Below are 22,965 nucleotides of genomic sequence, written 5' to 3' on the forward strand. Positions count from 1 at the left end.
ATCAAGAATGCGCGGATTATGCCAGAGCCTCCCAGAAAAACTCCACGCGAGCACTACGACCATCGTCCGACCAGCTTGGATTCCTGCTCAATTGCCGGATCAGGCTGACGCCGCGCCCCGACAGGCGGACACCGTCGAGCGGCCGCTCCATCACCCGAGCCACGTCAAAGCCTTTGCCGCTGTCTTCGACACGTACGATCAGACAACCGCCCTCGCCCTCTGGGCGAACCTCCAGATGCACGCGCACATATCCATCCTGCAGGGCATCGAGGCGCGCATTGCGCTGCTCATAGTAACGGGCAAAACCCGAAGCGTCGCGCTTGAGGCTGGAGTCCAGCCCCAGCACCCCATGCTCCAGCGCATTGGAGTAAAGCTCGGCGAGCACGCTGTACAGTGCGCCACTCTGCGTGCGCAAGCCATGCACTTCGAGCAGCAATTGCAGCAGGTAGGGCAGCGGATTGAAGCGCTTGAGCGTGGCGCCGCGAAATTCGAAGCTCACCGACCAGTCCAGCGGACAGGACTGACCGCTGTCGGAATACACCGGTGCCGACGGATTGACCTGCGCCATTTCCAGCAGGCTGACCTCGACCATGCTCACATCGTCCCGGGCTTCGCCGCGAAAATCCTGCAACGCCTGCTCGATCTCGGCGAACAGCCGATCCGGCTGGCGATTGCCGGCAAACACCCGCTGCAGGCGCTCGACACCGAACAACTGGTCATTGGCGTCGCAGGTATCGATCACCCCATCGGACAACAGGAACACCCGATCGCCCACCGCCATCGACAGCACTTCGGTTTGATCGTCAAAGACCTGCGGGCTGAGCACACCCAGCGGCAGATGCCGCGCCGTCAGCGGTACCCGCTCGCCCGTGGCGATGCGATGCAGATAGCCGTCGGGCATGCCGCCGTTCCAGATCTCCACGCTGCGCCGCTGAAAACTCAGGCAGAGCAGCGTCGCGCAGCAGAACATGTCCACCGGCAGGATGCGCTTGAGCTTGGCGTTCATTTCCCGCAGGGTTTCGGCCAGCCCGTAACCCTTGGCAGTCATGCCGTAGAACACTTCCGCCAGCGGCATGGCTCCTACCGCCGCCGGCAGACCGTGCCCGGTGAAGTCGCCGAGCAATACATGCATGTCGCCGGCCGGCGTGTAGGCCGCGAGCAATAGATCGCCGTTGAACAGCGCATAGGGTGATTGCAGGTAGCGGATGTTCGGCGCACTCAGGCAACCGGAATGCGCAACCTTGTCGAAAACCGCCTTGGCGACCCGCTGCTCGTTGAGCAGGTAGTCGTGGTGCCGGGCAATCAGGTCGCGCTGCTCCAGCACCGTGGCTTGCAGGCGGCGCAAGCGATCCATCGCCTTGATTTTGGCGGACAGGATCACCTGGTTGTAAGGCTTCGCCAGAAAGTCGTCGCCGCCAGCCTCCAGGCATCGCACCAGCGCTTCGCTCTCGGTCAGCGACGTGAGGAAAATGATCGGCACCAGATTCTCACCCGCCAGCACCTTGATCTGCCGCGCGGCCTCGAAGCCGTCCATGACCGGCATCATCGCGTCCATCAGTACCAGATGCGGCTGCTGACGGGAAAACACCTCGACCGCTTCGGCCCCATTGGTGGCCGTCAGTACCTCATGCCCCTGGCGTCGCACGATGGTCGACAACAGCAGCCGGTCAGCGGCGCTGTCCTCGGCGATCAGGATCGTCAGGGGTTCTTGCGGCTGCATGGCCGTCAACTGATGTCGAACAGTTTGTCGAAGTTGGAGATGGCGAGGATCTTGCGCACATCCGAATTGCTGTTGACCACCCGCACATCGGAGTCGTCGCCGCCGGCATGATCGCGCAGCAGAAGCAGCATGCCCAGGGCCGAACTGTCGAGATAGGTGGCATCCTTGAGATCCACCACGATGGAGTCGGGCTTTTTATTGAGTCGCTCGTAGGACTCGCGAAACTCCTGATGGCGACCGAAATCGAACCGCCCCTTGATCGAGATCGTCAGCTTTTGGCCATCCGGAGAAACTTCTGTAACGACTGACATGTACTGGCTTCCTTGTCATTGACGAACCTGTACAAGGTTTAGCACTTGCAAGGGTAAGGGGCAAGGCAGGAAGTCACCGCAAACTGTCAGAGATCAACCTGTCAGTAGGCGTCGCGGCGCGGCAAACGCTGGGACAGTTCGTCCAGCAGCTTCTGCTCGCGCTTGTCTTCGACTCGCTGGGCTTCATCGCGATAGCGTTGTACAAGTTTTCGCAAGCCTTCGACCCGGGCAAACGCCTGCTGCCAGGCCTCGCGAGCCTTGTCCAGATTGTTCTGGTGCCACTGCAGGCTTTGCCGTTGCTGGTCGACCGCCGTATCGAGCTGGGTCAGAAACCCCTGGAACCCGAGCAGCCACTGCCCGGTCACCCCGGTACTGCCGCGCACAATCCATTGCTCGGAGTAATCCAGACGAAAGGCATGCAGGTCGGCGAGTTTGCTTTCGGCCACTTTCACCTGTCCCTGGAAATACCCGAGACGCTGCACGGCGGTTTTCTCGGCCTTTTCGGCCATTTCCACCACCGGTGCCAGACGCGCGGCGCGGCTCAGGGCCATGGCCGGTTACCCGCCGGTCGCAGGGGCGAGAATCGTTTCGAGGTACGCCTCGCTCTCGCCCAGGCTGATGCTGTCGTTCAGGCCCTGGCGCAGGTATCTGACCAGTTGTGGCTGCAGATTGATAGCAAGGTCAGTCTCGCGATCACCGCCGGCGACATAGGCACCGACACTGATCAGGTCGCGACTCTGCTGATAACGCGACCACAACTGCTTGAAGAATTGCGCCCGGACCATGTGATCGGGTGGCACCACGGCCGGCATTACCCGGCTGATCGACGCTTCGATATCGATGGCCGGGTAATGCCCTTCTTCGGCCAGACGCCGGGACAACACGATGTGGCCGTCGAGCACGCCTCGCGCCGAGTCGGCAATCGGGTCCTGCTGGTCATCGCCCTCGGACAGCACGGTATAGAACGCGGTGATCGAACCACCGCCCTTCTCCGCGTTACCGGCGCGCTCCACCAGTTTCGGCAGTTTGGCAAACACAGAAGGCGGATAACCCTTGGTCGCCGGCGGCTCGCCAATGGCCAAAGCGATTTCCCGCTGGGCCTGGGCAAAACGGGTCAGGGAATCCATCAGCAACAGGACGTTCTTGCCCTTGTCGCGGAAATATTCGGCGATGCGCGTGCAGTACATCGCCGCGCGCAGACGCATCAGTGGCGCGTCGTCCGCAGGGGACGCAACCACCACGGAACGCTTGAGGCCTTCCTCACCGAGAATGTGCTCGATGAATTCTTTAACTTCTCGACCCCGCTCACCGATCAGGCCGACGACGATGATGTCGGCCTCGGTGAAGCGGGTCATCATGCCCAGCAGCACCGACTTACCGACACCGGTACCGGCAAACAGGCCCAGACGCTGGCCGCGACCGACCGTCAGCAAACCGTTGATGCAACGAATGCCCACGTCCAGCGGTACGCTGATCGGGTCGCGGTTGAGCGGGTTGATGGTCGGACCGTCCATCGGCACCCAGTCTTCGGCCTTCATGCCGCCCTTGCCGTCCAGCGCACGTCCGGCGCCGTCCAGCACACGACCGAGCATGCTCATGCCCATCGGCAAACGACCGGTATCAGCCAGCGGCACCACACGGGCGCCCGGCGCAATACCGGCAACACTGCCGACCGGCATCAGGAACACCTTGCTGCCGGAGAAGCCCATCACTTCGGCTTCAACCTGCGACGGGTGATAGCTGTCGTCGTTGATCACCATGCAGCGCGTGCCCATGGCGGCGCGCAGGCCTTCGGCTTCGAGGGTCAGGCCGACCATGCGCAACAGGCGCCCTTCGAGGATCGGCGCACCAGGGATCTCGGTGGCCTCGGCGTAGGTGCTCAGGCGCTTGGCGAAACTGGTGCGTTCAAGGCGCATCGGGGGCGTCCGCGAGCGGCTCGTCGGTGACGGGGGCCGGTTTCGGCGTTTCCGGCAAATCGAGGCTCAAATCCGGTTCGGCCGGATGCAGGGCCTGTTCGTGCAGTTGATCGAACAACTTGGCCATGACCTGGCCGACACGGGTTTCGATGCTCGCATCGATCCGGCTGTGTTCGGTTTCAACGCGGCAACCGCCCGGCAGCAGCGATTCGTCCTCGACGATACGCCAGGTTTCCTCATGGCGTTCGCGCAAGGCTTTGACCTGCTCGAAGTCCTGCGGATTGACGTACAGCCGCACATTGCCCACGCCCAGCGGCAACAGCTTGAGGGCGTCGCGCATGACGTGTTCGATCTGCGTCGAGTCGATGGCCAGCTCGCGCTGGATCACCTGACGGGCGATATGCTGCACGAGGTCGACCAGCGACTTTTCAATCTGCGTGTCTTGTTCGGCGATAGGCTCGAACAGGTTCACCATCAACTGCTCAAGACTATTGACCTTGGCGCTGAGAACCACCTCGGCTTCCTGGCGCACCTTGAGGGTGGCGCTGTGGAAACCTTCTTTTTCGCCGATGGCGAAGCCCTCGTTGTAAGCCTCCTGACGGATGCTTTCGAGTTCTTCCAGGGTCAGTGGCTGGACTTCCTCCAGCGGCACTTCTTCCATTTCCGGCGGTTCGGGCTCCGGCTCCGGCTCGGGTTCCGGTGGCGGCGGATCGAAACTCGGGATGGCCCAGGTTTCGAAACCGCGGACGTCCCGGGCACGGATCAGGTCCGTCACATCGTCGTCGTTCTTGCCCATGGTGTTAGATCATTTCCTCGCCGCCCTTGCCACCGAGCACGATTTCTCCGGCTTCGGCCATACGGCGGGCGATGGTGAGGATTTCCTTCTGCGCGGTTTCCACGTCGCTGACGCGCACCGGGCCTTTGGCCTCGAGGTCGTCGCGCAGCAGTTCGGCAGCACGTTTGGACATGTTCTTGAAGATCTTTTCCTTGACGCCTTCGTCCGAACCCTTGAGGGCCAGCACCAGCACATCGGAGGACACTTCGCGCAACAGCGCCTGGATACCGCGGTCGTCGACATCGGCCAGGTTGTTGAACACAAACATGAGGTCTTCGATCTGACCGGACAGGTCTTCGTCGACTTCGCGGATCGAGTCCATGAGCTGGCCTTCGATCGAGCTGTCGAGGAAGTTCATGATGTCCGCCGCCCGCTTGATACCACCCAGGGTGGTGCGCGAGGCGTTCGAGTTGCCCGAGAACTGCTTCTCGAGGATCTGGTTCAATTCTTTCAGTGCGGCCGGCTGCACGGTGTTCAACGACGAGACGCGCAGGATGATGTCCAGACGCACCTTGTGGTCGAAGTTGCCCAGCACTTCACCGGCCTGGTCCGGATCGAGGTACGCGACCACGATCGCCTGGATCTGCGGGTGTTCGTAGCGGATCACGTCGGCTACGGCGCGCGGCTCCATCCATTTCAGGCTGTCGAGGCCGCTGGTGTTGCCGCCCAGCAGAATGCGGTCGATCAGGCCGTTGGCCTTGTCTTCACCCAGGGCCTGGGTGAGCATTTTGCGCACGTAGTCGTCGGAGCCGACACCCAGGCTGGTCTGGTCGCCGACGATGTCGACGAACTCGCTCATGACCTGCTCGACCTGCTCACGGTGGACGTTGCCCATCTGGGCCATGGCCACGCCGACTCGCTGAACCTCTTTCGGGCCCATGTGGCGCAGCACTTGTGCAGCATCGGTCGAACCCAGGGACAGCAGCAGAATCGCGGCTTTATCGACCCGGGACAGTTTGGCGACGGCGGCTCGGTTATCACTCATCTGCGTTAATCCACTCTTTCACGACCTGGGCCACACGACCCGGGTCTTCTGCCACCAGACTCTTGATTGCGTTCAACTGAGCGTCATAGCCTTCGCTCGGGCTCGGCAGCAGGATGCTGGTCGGGCCGCCGAGGCTGACGCGATCGTTGGACAGTTCACCGTCCAGACCGCCCATGCCACCCAGTTCCACGTCACCGCCCAGACCGGCCAGTTCCTTGCCTTTGCCGCCACCGGTGATGTTGTTCAGCACCGGACGCAGCACGCCGAACACCAGCACCAGGATGAACAGCACACCCAGCACTTGTTTGACGATGTCCCAGAACCATGGCTGGGAGTAGAACGGAATGTCGGCAATCACTTCGCCGCGCTCGGCGGAGAACGGCATGTTGATCACGCTGACACTGTCGCCACGGCTGGCGTCGAAGCCGACCGCGTCCTGCACCAGGCGAGTGAAGCGCGCCAATTCGTCGGCGCTCCAAGGCGCACGAGTAGTTTCGCCGTTGGCCGGGTTGATCTTGACCTGATCGTCCACCACCACCGACACCGACAGGCGATTCAGGCGACCCTGCTGCTGTTTGGTGTGGCTGATGGAACGGTCGAGTTCGAAGTTCTTGGTGGATTGTTGACGCTTGTCCGCCGGGTACGGCGCGAGCATCGGCTGGCCGGTGGCCGGGTCCATGATCTGCTGACCGTTGGCGTCAACCAGTGGCTGGCCAGGTTGCACCATGCTCGTCGAAGTTGCTGCGCCGCCGGTGGTTTGTGGCGCCGAGGCTGGCGATGGCGGCTGGTTGCTCAGGGCACCCGGTACGCCTTGCGGGCCGTTGCTGGCGGTGCGCTGTTCGTTGACCGACTGTTCGCTGCGCAACGCCGGCTGATCCGGGTTGAACTGCTCGGCGGTGGATTCGACGGCACTGAAATCTATGTCGGCCGACACTTCAGCCTTGTAGCGATCATTGCCCAGTACCGGTTGCAGAATATTGTGCACACGCTGGGTCAGCATGCTTTCCATGCGGCGGCTGTAATCGAACTGCTTGCCGGCCATGGTCATTTCGGCGTTTTCCGCCTGATCCGACAGCAGGTTACCCTTCTGGTCGACGACGGTGATCTGCGACTTGCTCAGCTCAGGAACGGAAGTGGCCACCAGGTTGATGATCGCGACAACCTGACCCGGTTCCAGCGAACGGCCGGAGTACAACTCGACCAGTACCGAAGCGCTTGGCTTGCGCTCGTCACGCACGAACACCGAGCTTTTCGGGATCGCCAGGTGAACGCGCGCGCCCTTGACGTTGTTCAGGGCGGAGATGGTGCGGGCCAGTTCGCCTTCGAGGCCGCGACGGTAACGGGTCGCTTCCATGAACTGGCTGGTGCCCAGACCCTGTTCCTTGTCGAGAATCTCGAAACCGATATTGCCGTCGCTGGGAGTGACACCAGCAGCGGCGAGTTTCAGTCGCGCACGGGACAGGTCATCGGCCTTGACCAGCAAGGCACCGGAGTTCGGTTCAACGGTGTAGGGAATGTCGGCGGAGGCCAGGGTATCCATGACCTGCTTGGCGTCCATACCGGCAAGGCTGCCGTACAGAGGCCGGTAGTCCGGCTGCTGCGACCACAGCACCACGGCAAAGCCAATCGCCACGCTCGCAGCCAGGCCGACCAACAGGCCCACCTGACGCAGCATGGTCATCTCGGAGAGGTTTTCCAGGAAGGACAGGCCGAACAGCGGCGGTTTGCCGTCTATCGGGGTGGCCTTGGCCGGAACGTTATCGGCGACTGCTTCTGCCATGACTCAATCTCGTCCTTAAACCGGCATCTGCATGATGTCTTGATAAGCCTGAACCAGTTTGTTGCGCACCTGGGTCAGAGCCTGGAACGACACGCTGGCCTTCTGCGAGGAAATCATCACGTCCGTCAAATCGACGCCGCTCTTGCCGATTTCGAACGCATTGGCCAATTGGCTCGAGGCCTGTTGGGTATCGTTCACTTTGTTGATGGCCTGACCGAGCATGTCGGAAAAGCTGCTGCCCGCCACTTCAGGGACGGCTGCAGTCGATTTCGGCTTCGACATGGCGTCCATTTGCATGGCCTTCATGTCCATCATCAACCGATTAAATTCAATACCTTGGCTCATGGTCTACTCTCTTGGGCGGCCCGCAATTTTTTGACACTCACTCGGCGGGTACTCAGGTGTTAGCAACAACGGTGCCAGCTCACGGGCACCGCTTCGAGAAATGCGTTTTCAAACGTTTGCGCCACCGCTTACGTGGCGAACAGATACCCTTCGACGTCCATCCCCGCATCGCGCATCTGCGCCAGTTTGTAGCGCAATGTACGGGGGCTGATACCGAGTTTTTCGGCAGCTTCCTTGCGTCGACCGCGTTCGCTGCGCAGGGTGTCGATGATCATCTGGAACTCGCGACGACGCAGGTCATCGCCCAGCGCGCCGGCCGAATCCGCTTCGATCTCGACCTCACGAATGACGGGCGCGACCGGCATGGCCACCGGCAACGGCGCGAACAGCGCAGGCCCGGAGAGACAGAAATCCTGCGGCTGGATCAACCCGCCCTGCTGGAGGATCAACGCCCGTTGCACCGCGTTGTCGAGCTCGCGCACGTTGCCCGGCCATGGATAACCGATCAGACACGCCTGCGCCTCGGGCGAGAACTTCGCCATCGCATGCTTCATTTTATTGACGTGTTTGGCCAGCAGGCGCTCGGCCAGCGGCAGGATATCGGCGGTGCGCTCACGCAGCGGACGCCAGGCCAGCGGAAACACCGACAGGCGATAGTAGAGGTCTTCACGGAACCGCCCCGCCGCCACTTCGCCCGCCAGATCACGGTTGGTGGTGGCGACGACACGAATATCGAGAGTGATCGGCTTGCGTGCGCCGACCCGCTCCACCTCACGCTCCTGCAAGACTCGCAGCAACTTGGCCTGCAAGCCCAGAGGCATTTCGGAAATCTCGTCGAGCAGAATGGTGCCGCCGTCGGCCTGCTCGAACTTGCCGGCCTGCGCCGCGATGGCGCCGGTGAACGAACCTTTCTCGTGACCGAACAATGTCGCTTCAAGCATGTTGTCCGGGATCGCTGCGCAGTTGATCGCAATGAACGGCTGACTGGCGCGATGGGATTGCTGGTGAATGTAGCGCGCCAGCACCTCCTTGCCGGTGCCGGACTCGCCGGAAATCAGTACGGTGGAATCGCTGCGGGCGACCCGCGCCGCCAGATCCAGCAACTGCGCACTGGCAGGCTCGACGGCAACCGGCCCTTCTGCGTCAGCTGTGCCGAGGTTGCCCAGGGCATGGCGCGCAACCAGGTCAAGCAGCGCCTTGGGCTCGAATGGCTTGACCAGATAATCTGCCGCGCCCTGACGCATGGCATCGACCGCACGCTCGACAGCGCCGTGAGCTGTCATCAGCAGCACCGGCAATTGCGGCTGGCGCGTACGCAGCAGGCCGAGCAACTGGTGACCATCCATGCCCGGCATGTTGACGTCGCTGACCACCAGGCTGAACGCCTCGCACTCCACGGCTTTCAGCGCCTCCTCGGCAGAACCCACGGCGTGATAGTCGTGACCGGCCAGTAGCAGCGTATCGGCCAGCGCCTCGCGCAATGAACGGTCATCCTCGACCAGCAGAACCTTGATGCCCATGACCTTCACTCAGCTCCCTGTACAGCGGAAAACATCGGCAGGACGACCTGCGCGCACGTGCCGCGCCCGACCCGCGAGCGCAGCTGCAATTCTCCCTGATGCGCACGGGCCACGGCCTTGACCACGGTCAGGCCCAGGCCGGTGCCGGTGACCTTGGTGGTGAAAAACGGCTCGCCCAGCCGCGCCAGCACCACCGGCTCGATACCGCCGCCATTGTCACTGACGCACAGGCGCAGGGTGTTGTCGCGGGTGTAGCAATGCACTTTCAGACGCACATCACCGCCACCGGCCTGAATCGCGTTTTCAATCAGATTGAGGATTGCCCCGACCAGCGTGTCGCGATTGCACAGCAACTCGCCTGCATGGCTGTCGCACTGCCAGCGAATTGGCAGATCCTGCACATGGGTCAGCGCCGCCGCCTGCAAAGACTGCATCAGGGCATTGGGCGTGATGCGGTCGGTCAGCGGCAATTCACCGCGAGCGAACACCAGCATGTCGCGCACCTGATGCTCCAGCTCATGCAGACGCTCCTTGAGGCGCCCGGCAAACCGCTGCTGGGTGGCGACCGGCAGCGCCTGCTCGGTCAAATGACTGGCATAGAGCAGCGCGGCGGACAGCGGCGTACGAATCTGATGAGCCAGCGAGGCGACCATGCGCCCCAACGACGACAGGCGTTCGTGGCGCGCGAGCTGATCCTGCAAGTGACGGGTCTCAGTCAGGTCATTGAGCAGCACCAGTTGCCCCGGCTCGGCATCCAGCGAACGGGTGGCAATCGACAGGCGTCGCCCGTTTCTCAGGGAGATTTCATGACCGTCGTCTTCACGGGGCGCGAAGCAACGGGCAATGACATGGCGCCACAGCTCGCCTTCCAGCGGCAATCCCAGCAGATCGATGGCGGCCGGATTGGCCTCGCACACGATGCCGTGACCATCGATGACGATGACGCCACCGGGCAACAGATCAAGGAGATTTTGCAGACGGTTGGCCAGACGCTCCTTTTCCGCCAGTTCCTGCATGCGCTGGGCACTGACCACGGCCAGCTCACCCTTGAGCTCGGTGACCCGCGCCTCAAGCATGCTGTAGGAGTCGGTCAATTGACTCGACATCTGGTTGAACAGCGCGAACGCCTGCTCAAGACCCTGCCGACTGGCCTGCTCTACGGACGGCAGTTGCCCCGAGGACTCGGGAACAGAAGACATCTGGGAGGCTTGGGGCATTGTGCTCTCTCGCTTGGCTGACCGTCAGTTAAACGGAACGTTGCGAGGGATGTAGCAATACCCGTGCCTAAAAAAAACGGCTTATAAATGAAGGAGTTGAAAAACAGGCGTCAATCATCCGCCTGTTCATCACCTTCACGTCGGCTCATGCCGTACTTGCGCATCTTCTCCACCAGCGTGGTGCGACGAATGCGCAGGCGCTCGGCGGCACGGGCCACGATGCCGTTGGCATCATCCAGCGCCTGCTGAATCAGGCCCTGCTCCAGACCACCAAGGTAGTCCTTCAGGTCCAGGCCTTCCGGCGGCAGCATCGCGTTGGCGGTGAAGTCCGGCGTGTGGCCGTTGATTGCCACGCGCTCTTCCAGATCGCTGCGCAGGCTGTCGACCATTTGCTCGTCTTCGTCGTCGACGTAGCGGAATTTCTTCGGCAGCTCGACCACACCGATCACCCCGTACGGGTGCATGATCGCCATGCGCTCCACCAGGTTGGCCAGCTCGCGGACGTTGCCCGGCCAGCCGTGGCGGCACAGGGACATGATGGCGGCAGAGTTGAAACGGATCGAGCCGCGCTTCTCGTGCTCCATGCGCGAAATCAACTCGTTCATCAGCAACGGGATGTCTTCGACGCGCTCACGCAGCGGCGCCATCTCGATCGGGAACACATTCAGGCGATAGTAGAGGTCTTCGCGAAAGGTGCCGATCTCGATCATGCTTTCGAGATTCTTGTGGGTCGCGGCGATGATCCGCACGTCGACGCTTTGGGTCTTGTTGCTGCCCACGCGCTCGAAGGTGCGCTCCTGCAGCACGCGCAGCAGCTTGACCTGCATCGGCAGCGGCATGTCGCCAATTTCGTCGAGGAACAGCGTACCGCCGTTGGCCAGCTCGAAGCGGCCGGCACGGCTGGTGATCGCGCCGGTGAAGGCACCCTTCTCGTGGCCGAACAGTTCGCTTTCCAGCAGTTCTGCCGGGATCGCCCCGCAGTTGACCGGCACGAACGGCGCATCACGGCGCTTGGAATGGTAATGCAGGTTACGCGCAACCACTTCCTTGCCGGTGCCGGACTCGCCGAGGATCAGCACGCTGGCGTCGGTGTCGGCCACCTGCTGCATCATCTGGCGCACATGCTGGATCGCCCGGCTGGTGCCGACAAGACTGCGGAACAGGTTGGGTTCGCGATGACGGCCGCGCTCGCGGGCCTGATCGTACATTTCGCGATAGACCTGGGCACGGTGCAGGGAGTCCAGCAGTTTGCTGTAGCTCGGCGGCATTTCGAGAGTCGAAAGCACCCGGCGGCGCTGGTCTTCGGGCAAGTCCACCGAAGAATTATCGCCCATCAGCAAAACCGGAAGGAACTCATCCCAGGTTGAGAGTGTCTTTAACAGGCCCAAAAGCGCACCAGGAGCATTGACCGTCCCGATCAGTACGCAAATGACCTCACGACTAGACGACAAAGAGCCGACTGCCTGCTGCCAGTCATGGCTTCCGCAGGGTAAATTTTCTTCGCCAAGAAAATTTAAAATCACCGCCAGGTCGCGGCGGCGGACGCTATCGTCATCGATCAGCAGAATTTTGGTTTCACGCCACATGCAATAGCAACTTCCCTAGTCAACTCAATGCCCGAAACGAGGGGCAAGCGAGACGCTTGCAGGACACTTCGTGCCTGTAGACGCCTGAAATCTGAAAACAGCCACTAGTTAAGTCAAAAAACCGTGCACAGTCAAATTTATGGCGCACATGTCTGGATTAACTGAGGGTTAATTAACCAAACAGATGGTAAACCTTTGCCGCGTTCTGCGCTTGGGTGATCTGCGACATCTCGTCGACTATCGCCTGACGCTCACCCATGGCGACCTCAAGAAGCTGCTTGTAGACATGCAGCAACTCCTCAAGGTTGTCACGCAGCGCCACTTCATCCAGCGAAGCCTCACTCAAGACATCTTCCATGCAGGAACGGCAATCGAGATCCAGTTGACCGATGGCCTCCCAGTTGCGTTCGGCCAGTGCACCGACCAACGCCTCTCGGGTTTCTTCGATTCGCTGCAATACAAGACTCATGGTGATCTCCTTAGAACTGAGGAGCGGGCACAGGCGCGATGGCGTCCCAGCCTTCTTTTACCGTACTCAGCAAGCCGGCTACTTCATCCAGAATACGCGGATCGCTGTTGATGTTGGCCTCGGCCAGGCGCTTCATCATGTAGATGTACAGCCCGTCCAGATCAGCCAGCGTATCGGCGGAATTCTCAAGGTCCAGACCTTCACGCAAGCCGCTGACGATACCAATGGCCTTGCTGATTGCCGTGCATTTGGCAGGAATGTCCTTGCGCTCGATCGCACCTTTGGCCTGGGCAATACGTGCCAGGCCACCTTCCATCAGCATTTGCACCAGACGGTGTGGGCTCGCTTCGGATGTCTGAGCGTGGGCGCCAACTTTCTGGTATTGCCGAAGGGCTAACATCGGATTCATGTTCTACCTCATTTGCCACTATGACTCGTATGAACAGTGTATCGCCTGCGAGTCGAAAAACTTTAGACCATAAGACAAAAACCCGGCACACGCTCGAAAGCGTAGCCGGGTTTTTGTCGCGCTTGCATGTTACTTCGCAGATTGCTGAGCGTTCAGCGAGCTGAAGAACGAAGTAATGTTGCTCGCCGTGGCCTTCATCTGCCCTACCAGCAAGTCCATGGCGTTGTACTTGGCAGTCAACGTCTTGGTCAGGTTGGCGACCCGCAGATCCAGCGCCAGTTGCTGACTGGTGATGTTTTTGGTGTTGTTGTTCAGGATGGTCAGGCGCTGATCCAGCAGACCGCTCGTGGTCTTGCCATCGGGCGAAGCCTTGAGGTAAGGATCGACCGCCTTGCTCATACGGGTCAACAGACCATTGGTGTCGTTGGTGCCGGTGAACATGTCCTGAACCTTGCCGGTCATGCCCGGTGTGGCCATGGCCTTGGTGAACGCAGCCGTGTCGAACGTCAGGTTACCGGTATTGCGGTCAGTCATGACGCCCAACTGCGACAGATAAGCCATCGGAGTGCCAGCGGTAGCACTCTCGGCCGTCAACTGTCCGCGGATATCAGCAACCAATGAGCGCGCCAGGGAGTCACCGGTGAACGCCGCCTGAACGGTCAGCTTGCCATCTTCGTCCGGGGTTGCCTTGGACAAGGTGTCGATGGTGCTTTTCAAGGTGTTGTAGGCATCGACGAACGCCTGAACCGACGTCTGCAAACCCTTGGTGTTACCGTCGACAGTCACCGTGACAGGTGTCGGCGGAGTACCCGGACTGGTCGTTACCAGGTTCATTGTCAGACCGCTGATAGCACCGGTGACCGTGTTGCTCTTGCTGGTCACCGCCAGGCCATCAATGCTCAACGACGCATCCTGAGCGAGACCATTGACCGCGCCGGAAGCGCCAGCGGCAGGGTTGGTACCCATCGGTTGGGTGCCGTCGATTTCCAGACCGGCAATGCCGCTGACCGTCAGGTCGGAACCAGCGCCCGTCTTGCTCGAACTGATCACCAGGCGCGAAGCACCCGAGCTGTCAGTCACGATGTTGGCGGAAATACCGTTGACGGCCTGAGCCGAGTTGATCGCATCCCGAGTGCTCTGCAAAGTGGCATTGGCCGGGATCGTGACATTGTAATCAGTGCCATTCTGACTGATTTTCAGGGTACCACTCGGAATGGCACTGGCAGCACCGCCGGCAAAGGATGCACTGGCGACTTTCGAGCCGGTGGCCAGCTTGTTCACAACGACACTGTAAGTACCCGACACTGCAGTGTTATCCGCAGAGACGCCCAGCACGGCAGGAGTACCCGAAGTCGCCGTGTAACCGGCAAAGGCAGGGTTGGTCTTGCTGCCCAGGTTGGTCATCGCTGTCTGGAACGCGGTCAGCGCGCTCTTCAGCGTACCGATACCGGAAATCTTCAGCGTGTTGGTTTTGGTGGCGTTATCGATCTGCGTCTGCTTCGGCGACTTGTCCGCGTTGACCAGCGCAGTAACGATCGCACCGATGTCCAGGCCGGAACCCAGGCCCGTACCCGGTAAAATTGGACTTGCCATGTGCATCTCCCTTGGGGTTGTTGCCAGTCTTTTGACCCGTGCAGGCGCCTAAAGAACTTCAAACACGATTCATGCCAGCTATCAGACTTTGGCGTCGAACAACACGTGGCTCGCGTTGGCGAGGCTGTCTGCCAGCTTCAGCGCTTCTGCGGAGGGGATCTGCCGTACGACTTCGCCCGTCTCGCTTGCAATCACTTTGACGATGACTTTCCCGGAATGCTCATCAATAGAGAACTCCAGATTGCGCTTGATCGATTGCACGAACTTCTCGATCTCCTGCACCGCCAACTTCAATTTGCTTTCATCCGTTTCCTGACTGTCTTTCACGGCAGTAACGGCATCAGCAGCCTGCGGCTTCGTTTCCGACGGCTTGTCAGTGACAGTATTGGCTGGCTTGGGAGCCGGATAAGTCACGTTAAGCTTTACGCTCATGTCCATGCTCATCACCTCTTAACGTGAAAAAGCGAGAGAGCACGCAAGCGCACTCCCCCGCCAAACTCATTCCGAAATTACTGAAGCAGCTTCAGTACAGCGGAAGGCAGTTGGTTGGCTTGAGCCAGAACAGAGGTCGAAGCCTGTTGCAGGGTTTGCTGCTTGGTCAGGTTAGCAGTCTCTGCGGCGAAGTCGGTATCTTGTACGCGACCTTGTGCAGCAGTGGTGTTCTCGGTGATGTTCTGCAAGTTCTGGATGGTGCTGGTCAGACGGTTTTGCGAAGCACCCAGAGCGGCGCGAGTGGCGTTGATGTTCGCAATTGCAGCGTCGATCGCGGTGATCGCGTTGTCGATGTTCGAAGCGGCGGCAGCCGAAGTAGCACCGGTCAGAACAACAGTACCGCTACCTACCGACAGGCTGACGGCGTCGAACTTGCCGCTCAGTACCAGGTCGATGTGGTTGGCGGAGCCAGTGTTGGCGCCAACTTGCAGAGTTACAGTACCAGCCGAACCGTCCAGCAGGTTTTTGCCGTTCAGGTTGGTAGCAGCCGAGATACGGGTGATTTCGTCAGACATCTGAGCGAATTCAGCGTTGGTTGCGGTCTGGTCAGCAGTGCCGTTGGTACCGTTACGAGCTTTAACAGCCAGTTCACGCATACGCTGCAGGATGTCGGTCGAAGCTTGCAGAGCGCCTTCAGCTGTCTGGGCAACGGAGATACCGTCGTTGGCGTTCTGGATAGCCTGGGTGTTACCACGGATCTGCGAGGACATGCGGGTAGCGATCTGCAGGCCAGCGGCGTCGTCTTTAGCGCTGTTGATTTTCAGGCCGGAAGACAGGCGCTGCATCGAAGTCGACAGAGCGTCGGAGGCGCGGTTCAGGTTTTTCTGAACGTTCAACGACGTGGTGTTGGTGTTTACTGTTAAAGCCATGACGAATTCCTCGTTGGTTGGGTACTGCGGCTTCCGGCCCTGGCAACCGCCGGGTATGGCCTAGAGAACCTTCGTAATAGTTATCGTCGGGTTTGCAGGTTGCTTGAGGGCTTTTTTGAAAATTTTTGCCATCACCCTGCCACCCCCGCGAAAACAAAGACTTAGCAGCACTTCACCCCCGAAAAAATGACGCCATAAAACCGTCCGTGGCGCAAACCTGCGGGCCAGTGCTGTCGGCTTTCTTCAAACCGCAGATTTTTCCAGCAACCCGATCAATTCGTACTCCATGAAATCGGCGAGCCCGAGCCAGTCCTGGCGCTCCTGACATTCGAGCATTTGCGTGAGTACTTGCGCCCACGACTGCTGGACATCCGGCGGAGCGGACACCAGCAGAAGCTGTGCACCTTCGAACACATCCACCATGTCCAGCGCCGCTTCGACATCACGCCCCAGGCGAAACAGGCCTGCACAGCGCCGGCATTCGTCGACACAGCCTTGCAGCGCACTCATTGCACGAACTCCTGATTGAAACGCGTCCCGGCAATCAACGCACCTGCGCGGCTACTGTTGAAAAACTCGACGTGCGGCTGACTGGCGATGTATCGCTCCAGCACACACAGATAGCCGCGAAAATTGAGCTGCGTACTGACCCGCTCACCGAACCCGTCGCGCACCCAGTGCCGCGCCTGATTCACTGAAGGCCCAAGGTCACCATCACTCCAGCCGGCGTGGGTCTTGTTCATCGGAAACGCGAAGTCGGCGCCAAACAACGTGACTCGCGCCGCGCCCATCTTCACCGCCAGATCCACCGCCGGATGAATCACGCTACCGCCTACATGCAGCAGCGCCCGTGGATGTTGCTCTCGCAATGCCGCATAGACCGGGCTGAGCGAATAGCCGCCATAGCGTTTGCCCTTCCAGGCTCTCAATACCTCAGGGTCGCTCATGGGCAGATACACCAGCGGGATGTCGTCGGACTCTTCAAAGGGCAAATGCCGGAAGCTGATGCGCTGATCGATACTCACCACGCAGTCAGGCACGATCCCGTGCTCACGCAGCGGCCGGTAAGCGGTATCGACGCAAATGAACAGCGGGCGCTCGTCTCGCTTGCGAATGGCGGCCAGACGCTCGAAATGCTGCTCAAGGGTCGGCCCGGTGCCGATCACGTAGATCTCCCGACCGACGCAGGTGCCGAACAACTGCGCCACGTCATCGTCAGCGAGCAACACCGGCAGGCAGTCCTGCAGGCGTTGTTGAATGAAGGGCGACTGCGGATCGAACTCACGATTATTGAAGCTCAGGTGCACTTCACTGACCAGACGATCACGGATCTTCGCGTTGAAGTCGTCGGCCAGCAGCATCTCCGCCGGCAAGGCAAAGAACGGCGTGCAGATGTCCGGCAGGTCACCGGCGTATAGAAGCTCTACCCGGGGATCTTCCAGCCATTGCTGCTGATCAATCAGTTGCAACACCAGTGCGAACAGCGCGCCATTGAGGATATGCACATACAAGCGCTCAAGCCCGGCACGCTCCAGCAGCACGGTCGGCAAATCTCCGAGGCCGGTGCCATAGACGTGCAATCGCGACTTGTCCGCCGGCAGGCTGGCGGCCTGAATCCGGGCCTCATGGACGCGGTCGTGGCGACTGGTGAGCTGAATGCCGTTGATGTTCAGCGTCGAACCCAGCCCCTGCGTCAATCCGGCCTCGATCACCGAACTGTCTTCGTTCAGCAATCGCGCGAACAGCGCCGGCCAGCGACGCTCAATGACGTTGGCGTTGGCTTGGAAAAACTCGCTCATGGAGGCTCGCGCTCCTTTCAGGCAAAAAAATAGCGTTCAAGGTTACCCCTTGAACGCTATTTTTGTATCCGTCGTTTTGGGTGGGTTCAAGGACGATAGATAATCGCCGAACCCCACGAAAGACCGACGCCGAAACCGCTAAGCGCCACTCGGTTCCAGCTGGAATCCAGCGCGTGCTTCTCCAGCAGCAGCGGAATGCTCGACGACACGGTATTGCCGGTCTCGACCATGTCCTTGATGAACTTCTCCGGCTCGCCTTCGAAGCGCCGCGCCACGGCATCGACAATCGCCGCGCTGCCCTGGTGAATGCAGAACGCATCGATGTCATCGGCGTTGAGGCCGGAATCGTCGAGCAACTCATGCAGGTGTGCCGGGACTTTCAACAGCGCGAAGTTGAACACCTGACGACCGTTCATGAAGAACACGCCATCGGTGACTTTCAGGTGGGGCGCACCGGAACCGTCGGTGCCGAACTTGGCCTTGCCCAGCGCCCAGACCGGGTCTTCACCCATCCAGGTCGCGGTAGCGGCATCGCCGAACAGCATGGTGGTGTTGCGGTCTTCCGGGTCAACGATCTTCGAATACGGGTCGGCAGTGATCAGCAAACCGTTCTTCAGACCGGCGGCTTCCATGAAGCCCTTGATCGCGTAGATACCGTAGACGTAACCGGAGCAGCCCAGGGAAATGTCGAACGCGGCGACATTGGTTGGCAGGCCAAGCTTGTCCTGCACGATTGCAGCAGTATGCGGCAGGCCTTCTTCGTCACCGTTCTGGGTCACGACGATCAGCGCATCGATGGATTCACGCTTCAGCTCAGGGTTGCTGGCAAACAGCGCATTGGCCGCTTCAACGCACAGATCGGAAGTTTCCTGTTCTGCGTCTTTACGTGGCAGGAAGGCCGAACCGATCTTGCCGAGGATGAATTCTTCATCCTTCTCGAATTTTGCACCTTGTGCGTAATTGTCCACGCCGGCTACAGGAACGTAGCTCGCAATGCTTTTTATGCCAATCATTACGGCTTCCCAATAATAAACAGCCCAATACCACCGCTCGCAAGGATTTCGAGGGGCGCCGACAAACAGAAAACGGCCGCCACAACGGGCAGCCACGGGGAGCGCAAAGGGCTATCACTGGAGCCGCTAACGGGCCAGGCGCCATCTCCCCGGTCAATACAATACAGTGAAGATGCGCGTTATGACTCACAGGTCACGCTATTTTGCCGAATCGGTGCAGATCGGGTTATTCGACCAGCGACCAGTCCAGCGGCGTGCCGCGTTTGATCGGCGCGCGCGCGCGGCGGCCGAGGACGGCATCGGTGTGCTTGGGCGGCAGGCCGAGACCGGGACGAATGGCGCGCAGATTGGCCGCCGTGAAGGGTTCACCGGCCGCCATGTCGGCCGTGACGTACAGCGACCGACGGTAAACCAGAGACTTTTTCTCAGCCTCGGTCACGCCGTAATGCACCTGGCCCATCGCCTGCCAGGCGCGCTCGGTTTCGACCACCAGGCTGGCCATTTCCGCGGGCTCCAGCGAGAAACTCGCGTCCACCCCGCCCGCAGCGCGGTCGAGGGTGAAGTGTTTCTCCACCACGGTTGCGCCCAGCGCCACTGCCGCCACCGACACACCAACGCCCATCGAATGATCGGACAGCCCCACCTGACAGCCGAACAGCTCACGCAGATGCGGGATGGTGCGCACATTGCTGTTGAGCGGCGTCGCCGGGTAGGTGCTGGTGCACTTGAGCAGCACCAGATCCTTGCAACCGGCTTCACGTGCCGCGCGCACGGTTTCATCGAGCTCGGCGATGCTGGCCATGCCGGTAGAAATGATCAAGGGTTTGCCGGTGGCCGCCACACGACGAATCAACGGCAGATCCGTATTTTCGAAGCTGGCGATCTTGTAGGCCGGCACGTCGAGGCTCTCAAGAAAGTCCACAGCGCTGTCATCGAACGGCGTCGAAAACGCGAGCATGCCCAGCTCCTTGGCCCGTGCGAAGATCGGCGCGTGCCATTCCCAAGGCGTGTGGGCCTTTTCGTATAGATCGTACAGCGACGTGCCGGCCCACAGGCTGTCCGGATCCTTGATGAAGAATTCGCCTTCCGCCAGATCCAGCGTCATGGTTTCAGCGGTGTAGGTTTGCAGCTTCAAGGCGTGAGCACCGGCCTTGGCCGCCGCCTCGACAATCCGCAGAGCGACGTCCAGCGACTGGTTATGGTTGCCGCTCATTTCGGCAATGATGAACGGCGGTGCGTCGGCACCGATCAGGCGATCGCCAATCTTGAAACTGTTCATGAACGGTGTTCCTTCAAATCCTTGGTGAACGCGCAGGCACTTTGAGTGAACCCGGCGTCACGAAATACATTCAATGAGGCCTGATTGGCCGGCAATACCTGTGCGCTGATCGCGGTCAGCTGCGGCCAGTGCGCCGTGACGAACGCCTCGCCCCGCGTCAGCAGCGCCCTGCCCCAGCCGAGGCCGAAACGCCCCTCCAGCAGATACAGCGAAACCTCGGCTTCAAAGCCGCGCAGATCGTAGCGCAACACACCGACCGGGCCGTCATCGGCCTCGGCGATCAACAACAGTCGTTGAGGATTGCGCAGACTGGCGCTCAACCAGTTCAGATGCTGCGACCATTCGATCACGCCGCTCTTCACCGACCAGCGCTGCACGGCGTCGGCATTGCGCCCGTCGAACAACACCTGCGCATCGTCCAGCGTCACTGCGCGCAACTTGAGCACCGCACCGGCCAGTGCCGCCGCGACCCGCAGCGCACCACGTCCGTCGACCAGTTGCCGTGAACGCTCGGCCAGGCTCTGCCGCAAATAAAAATTGTCGACGACAAAACCGATGGCATCCCGCAGTTGCTCGACGCTCACCTGCTCCCGGGCTCCCATGAACACATGAGCGCCGGCCGCCGCCATCACCTCGCCGTTGGCCTGCTGGTTGTTCGATACCGCAATGCAGATCGTCGGCAGGCCCAGGGCCGCGCGCTCCCAACTGGTGCCACCGCCGGCGCCGATGAACAGGTCGGCTTCGGTCATGCGCCGATGAAAATCACTGACAAAACTGTGCAGACGCCAGTTCGGCCGCGTCTCGGCCAGTGCCTGCATCTCTGTCCATGCCGGGTTGTCTGCACCCGCGACAAAGTCCACTTCAAGCCCGGAAAAATCCGCCAGCGCCCGCATCGCGTGATGGGTCTGGCGGGCAGCGTCGAAGCCGCCGAAATTCACCAGCACCCGCCGCGCCACAGGTTTGATTTCGATGGCCGGGCCGCCGAACTCTTCACGCAGCATGGCAAAGCGCGGGCCGAGCAACGTTCGGCAGCCAGCCGGCAGCAGCGGCTGATAGTTTTCACTGAGGCCGGAGAGGTTCTGATTGAGCAGCAGGTCCACGCTGTAGCGACGGGTCGCCAGATCGTCCACGGCGGCGATCCGTGGTGCGAAGCGCCGGGCGGCGGTCTGCCAGTGATGATCGAGGCCGTAATGGTCGGCGATGACCCAGTCGAATCCGGCCTGTCCTTCCAGCTGAGTCGCCAGCGCATCGATATCCGCCTGCCACGGCAGCATCGACTCGATGGCCTGCTCCGGATCTTCGTCGGCGTAGCGATCCGGCAACGCAAAAGTCTCGAAACCTTCAGCCTGCAACGCATCGAGACGATGCCCCGGCAAACGACGACAGGCAAATGCCACATGACTGCCCTGGGTGCGCAACACCCGCGCCAGCGTCAGGCATCGGGCGATATGGCCGCTGCCGATGGTGGGCGAGGCGTCGGCGCGGATCAGCACTCTCATCGCAGCTCCCCGCCAGCCTTGAGTGCGGCGTAAAGGTATTCGGCGCGCTTCCAGTCTTCAGCGGTGTCGATATCCTGCACCAGATGTCGGGGCAGGATCACCGGCAGGCTGGCCGGCGAATATAGAATCTCGCCACGCAGCCAGGCCTCGCTGCGGCCCCAGTAGAACTGGCCGGCATCCTGATAGGCAGCGGGCAGATCCTGCGAACGGGTATTGCGAAACTCGGGGTACATCGCCGTCAGCGCACCCTGCCCGTCGACGGTCAAGGCACGCTGCACCGGAAAGCCGAAATCGGTGACCGAAAATGCAAAGGATTTATCTGGATGCCGCTCCAGTAATTCATAACCCTCACGCAGGAACCGCGCCTGCAACAACGGCGCCGTGGCGTACACGCAGCAGGCATAGTCAAAGTGCGGCAGTTGCTGCAAGGCATGCACGATCACCGCCGCCGTACCGGTGAAGTCATCGGCCAGCTCCGCCGGGCGCAAGAACGGCACCTGCGCACCATGAGCCTGCGCCAGCTCGGCGATCTCTTCGTCATCGGTGCTGACCACCACCTGGTCGAACAACCCCGAATCCAGCGCCGTGCGAATCGAGCGGGCAATCATCGGCACACCGTCGAACGGTTTGAGGTTCTTGCGCGGAATGCGTTTGCTTCCGCCACGGGCCGGGATGATTGCGACGTTGCTCAAGGGCGTTTTTCCAGCAGGAACCAGGTGACGTCATCCAGCGGGAATTGCGGATCACGGTGATAACCAAAGCCGTAATCCAGCAGTTGCAGATCCGGATAGCGATCAAGCATTTCTCCGGCGAAATCACGCTTGAACAGCTTGCCGCTGTTGCCGCGATAGGACACTTCCACCGGCGACGGATTGTAGTATTCGGCGATCAAAATGTAGCGCTGGCTCAGTTCGTACAACTGCGCATAAGCGGTCGGCAACAGTTCCGGGGCCAGATGAATCAGCACGCCTTTGCTGAGCGTCAGATCGTATTGGCGCTCTCGGGGAAAGTCGAACAACGAACCGTGCCAGATGCTCGCAATCTCCAGCGCACACGCCTGGGCACAGGCACTGGCATTGATCTCGACGCCGAACAACTCACAGCGCGGCAACAGCTGTCGCAACGCCTGCAAGTTGTTACCGGCGTTGGTGCCGAGCTCCAGCAGGCTGTCGATCCGCCCGGCTCGCGTCAGCGCCTTGGCGAACAACGCCAGGTTGGCGGCCACCAGCGGTTGCCCGATATTGCGGTCGACATACTGGTTACCGAATTCGCCCTGCCAGAATTGTTCCTGTTCGCTCAGATCACGCATTGCCGTTTTCCATCCACCG

23 protein-coding genes are annotated in these 22,965 nt (G+C 60.7%); all 23 read right to left on the reverse strand.

Annotation, left to right across the window (positions count from 1 at the left end; translation table 11 throughout):
- Positions 1-16: 16 nt before the first annotated feature.
- Positions 17-1,720 carry a fused response regulator/phosphatase gene (locus OQ248_RS02580; RefSeq protein WP_265811943.1) on the reverse strand — a complete coding sequence of 568 codons (1,704 nt, stop codon included), beginning with the start codon at positions 1,718-1,720 and terminating at the stop codon, positions 17-19.
- Between the two features lie 5 nt (positions 1,721-1,725).
- Positions 1,726-2,031 carry an STAS domain-containing protein gene (locus OQ248_RS02585; RefSeq protein WP_119428818.1) on the reverse strand — a complete coding sequence of 102 codons (306 nt, stop codon included), beginning with the start codon at positions 2,029-2,031 and terminating at the stop codon, positions 1,726-1,728.
- Between the two features lie 101 nt (positions 2,032-2,132).
- Positions 2,133-2,582 (reverse strand): flagellar export protein FliJ, encoded by a 450-nt coding sequence (fliJ, locus tag OQ248_RS02590; RefSeq protein ID WP_114881898.1) that lies wholly within the window; start codon positions 2,580-2,582, stop codon positions 2,133-2,135.
- Between the two features lie 6 nt (positions 2,583-2,588).
- Positions 2,589-3,947 (reverse strand): flagellar protein export ATPase FliI, encoded by a 1,359-nt coding sequence (fliI, locus tag OQ248_RS02595; protein ID WP_085710464.1) that lies wholly within the window; start codon positions 3,945-3,947, stop codon positions 2,589-2,591.
- Positions 3,937-4,743 carry a flagellar assembly protein FliH gene (fliH, locus tag OQ248_RS02600; protein ID WP_265811944.1) on the reverse strand — a complete coding sequence of 269 codons (807 nt, stop codon included), beginning with the start codon at positions 4,741-4,743 and terminating at the stop codon, positions 3,937-3,939. Before fliH ends, fliI begins: the two co-directional genes overlap by 11 nt.
- Before the next feature lie 4 nt (positions 4,744-4,747).
- Positions 4,748-5,767: a flagellar motor switch protein FliG gene (gene fliG / locus OQ248_RS02605; protein ID WP_007958288.1), complete on the reverse strand. Its 1,020-nt coding sequence runs from the start codon at positions 5,765-5,767 to the stop codon at positions 4,748-4,750.
- The gene (gene fliF, locus OQ248_RS02610) at positions 5,760-7,547 is read right to left on the reverse strand and encodes a flagellar basal-body MS-ring/collar protein FliF (protein WP_119428822.1); all 1,788 of its coding nucleotides are present in this window, start codon (positions 7,545-7,547) and stop codon (positions 5,760-5,762) included. Before fliF ends, fliG begins: the two co-directional genes overlap by 8 nt.
- Before the next feature lie 15 nt (positions 7,548-7,562).
- The gene (fliE, locus tag OQ248_RS02615; protein ID WP_085710460.1) at positions 7,563-7,892 is read right to left on the reverse strand and encodes a flagellar hook-basal body complex protein FliE; all 330 of its coding nucleotides are present in this window, start codon (positions 7,890-7,892) and stop codon (positions 7,563-7,565) included.
- Between the two features lie 128 nt (positions 7,893-8,020).
- On the reverse strand, positions 8,021-9,412 hold the full coding sequence (locus OQ248_RS02620; protein ID WP_265811945.1) for a sigma-54 dependent transcriptional regulator: 1,392 nt from the start codon (positions 9,410-9,412) through the stop codon (positions 8,021-8,023).
- A gap of 5 nt (positions 9,413-9,417) precedes the next feature.
- A complete protein-coding gene (locus tag OQ248_RS02625) occupies positions 9,418-10,611 on the reverse strand; it encodes an ATP-binding protein (protein WP_265815055.1) in 1,194 nt (397 codons plus the stop codon).
- A gap of 128 nt (positions 10,612-10,739) precedes the next feature.
- A complete protein-coding gene (locus tag OQ248_RS02630; protein WP_003222863.1) occupies positions 10,740-12,215 on the reverse strand; it encodes a sigma-54 dependent transcriptional regulator in 1,476 nt (491 codons plus the stop codon).
- A gap of 172 nt (positions 12,216-12,387) precedes the next feature.
- The gene (locus OQ248_RS02635; RefSeq protein ID WP_085733751.1) at positions 12,388-12,684 is read right to left on the reverse strand and encodes a flagellar protein FliT; all 297 of its coding nucleotides are present in this window, start codon (positions 12,682-12,684) and stop codon (positions 12,388-12,390) included.
- A gap of 10 nt (positions 12,685-12,694) precedes the next feature.
- Positions 12,695-13,093: a flagellar export chaperone FliS gene (gene fliS / locus OQ248_RS02640; protein WP_085733752.1), complete on the reverse strand. Its 399-nt coding sequence runs from the start codon at positions 13,091-13,093 to the stop codon at positions 12,695-12,697.
- A gap of 129 nt (positions 13,094-13,222) precedes the next feature.
- Complete coding sequence (fliD, locus tag OQ248_RS02645; protein WP_265811946.1) at positions 13,223-14,686, reverse strand: flagellar filament capping protein FliD; 1,464 nt, start codon at positions 14,684-14,686, stop codon at positions 13,223-13,225.
- An 81-nt stretch (positions 14,687-14,767) separates the two neighbouring features.
- The gene (locus OQ248_RS02650; RefSeq protein ID WP_085733754.1) at positions 14,768-15,124 is read right to left on the reverse strand and encodes a flagellar protein FlaG; all 357 of its coding nucleotides are present in this window, start codon (positions 15,122-15,124) and stop codon (positions 14,768-14,770) included.
- Between the two features lie 71 nt (positions 15,125-15,195).
- On the reverse strand, positions 15,196-16,047 hold the full coding sequence (locus OQ248_RS02655; protein ID WP_064594348.1) for a flagellin domain-containing protein: 852 nt from the start codon (positions 16,045-16,047) through the stop codon (positions 15,196-15,198).
- A gap of 243 nt (positions 16,048-16,290) precedes the next feature.
- A complete protein-coding gene (locus tag OQ248_RS02660) occupies positions 16,291-16,557 on the reverse strand; it encodes a hypothetical protein (RefSeq protein ID WP_119428827.1) in 267 nt (88 codons plus the stop codon).
- Positions 16,554-17,846 carry a 6-hydroxymethylpterin diphosphokinase MptE-like protein gene (locus tag OQ248_RS02665; protein WP_265811947.1) on the reverse strand — a complete coding sequence of 431 codons (1,293 nt, stop codon included), beginning with the start codon at positions 17,844-17,846 and terminating at the stop codon, positions 16,554-16,556. Before OQ248_RS02665 ends, OQ248_RS02660 begins: the two co-directional genes overlap by 4 nt.
- 86 nt (positions 17,847-17,932) lie before the next feature.
- Positions 17,933-18,859: a ketoacyl-ACP synthase III gene (locus OQ248_RS02670; protein ID WP_085710450.1), complete on the reverse strand. Its 927-nt coding sequence runs from the start codon at positions 18,857-18,859 to the stop codon at positions 17,933-17,935.
- Between the two features lie 226 nt (positions 18,860-19,085).
- Complete coding sequence (pseI, locus tag OQ248_RS02675; protein WP_265811948.1) at positions 19,086-20,138, reverse strand: pseudaminic acid synthase; 1,053 nt, start codon at positions 20,136-20,138, stop codon at positions 19,086-19,088.
- Positions 20,135-21,637 carry a UDP-2,4-diacetamido-2,4,6-trideoxy-beta-L-altropyranose hydrolase gene (pseG, locus tag OQ248_RS02680; protein ID WP_265811949.1) on the reverse strand — a complete coding sequence of 501 codons (1,503 nt, stop codon included), beginning with the start codon at positions 21,635-21,637 and terminating at the stop codon, positions 20,135-20,137. Before pseG ends, pseI begins: the two co-directional genes overlap by 4 nt.
- Entirely contained in the window at positions 21,634-22,329 is a 696-nt protein-coding gene (gene pseF / locus OQ248_RS02685) for a pseudaminic acid cytidylyltransferase (protein WP_265811950.1), read from the reverse strand. The genes pseG and pseF overlap by 4 nt, the downstream gene beginning before the upstream one ends.
- Positions 22,326-22,946: a pseudaminic acid biosynthesis-associated methylase gene (locus OQ248_RS02690; RefSeq protein ID WP_265811951.1), complete on the reverse strand. Its 621-nt coding sequence runs from the start codon at positions 22,944-22,946 to the stop codon at positions 22,326-22,328. The genes pseF and OQ248_RS02690 overlap by 4 nt, the downstream gene beginning before the upstream one ends.
- Between the last annotated feature and the right edge of the window lie 19 nt (positions 22,947-22,965).

It is taken from the genome of Pseudomonas sp. COW5 (assembly GCF_026240005.1).
GTDB lineage: Bacteria > Pseudomonadota > Gammaproteobacteria > Pseudomonadales > Pseudomonadaceae > Aquipseudomonas > Aquipseudomonas kribbensis.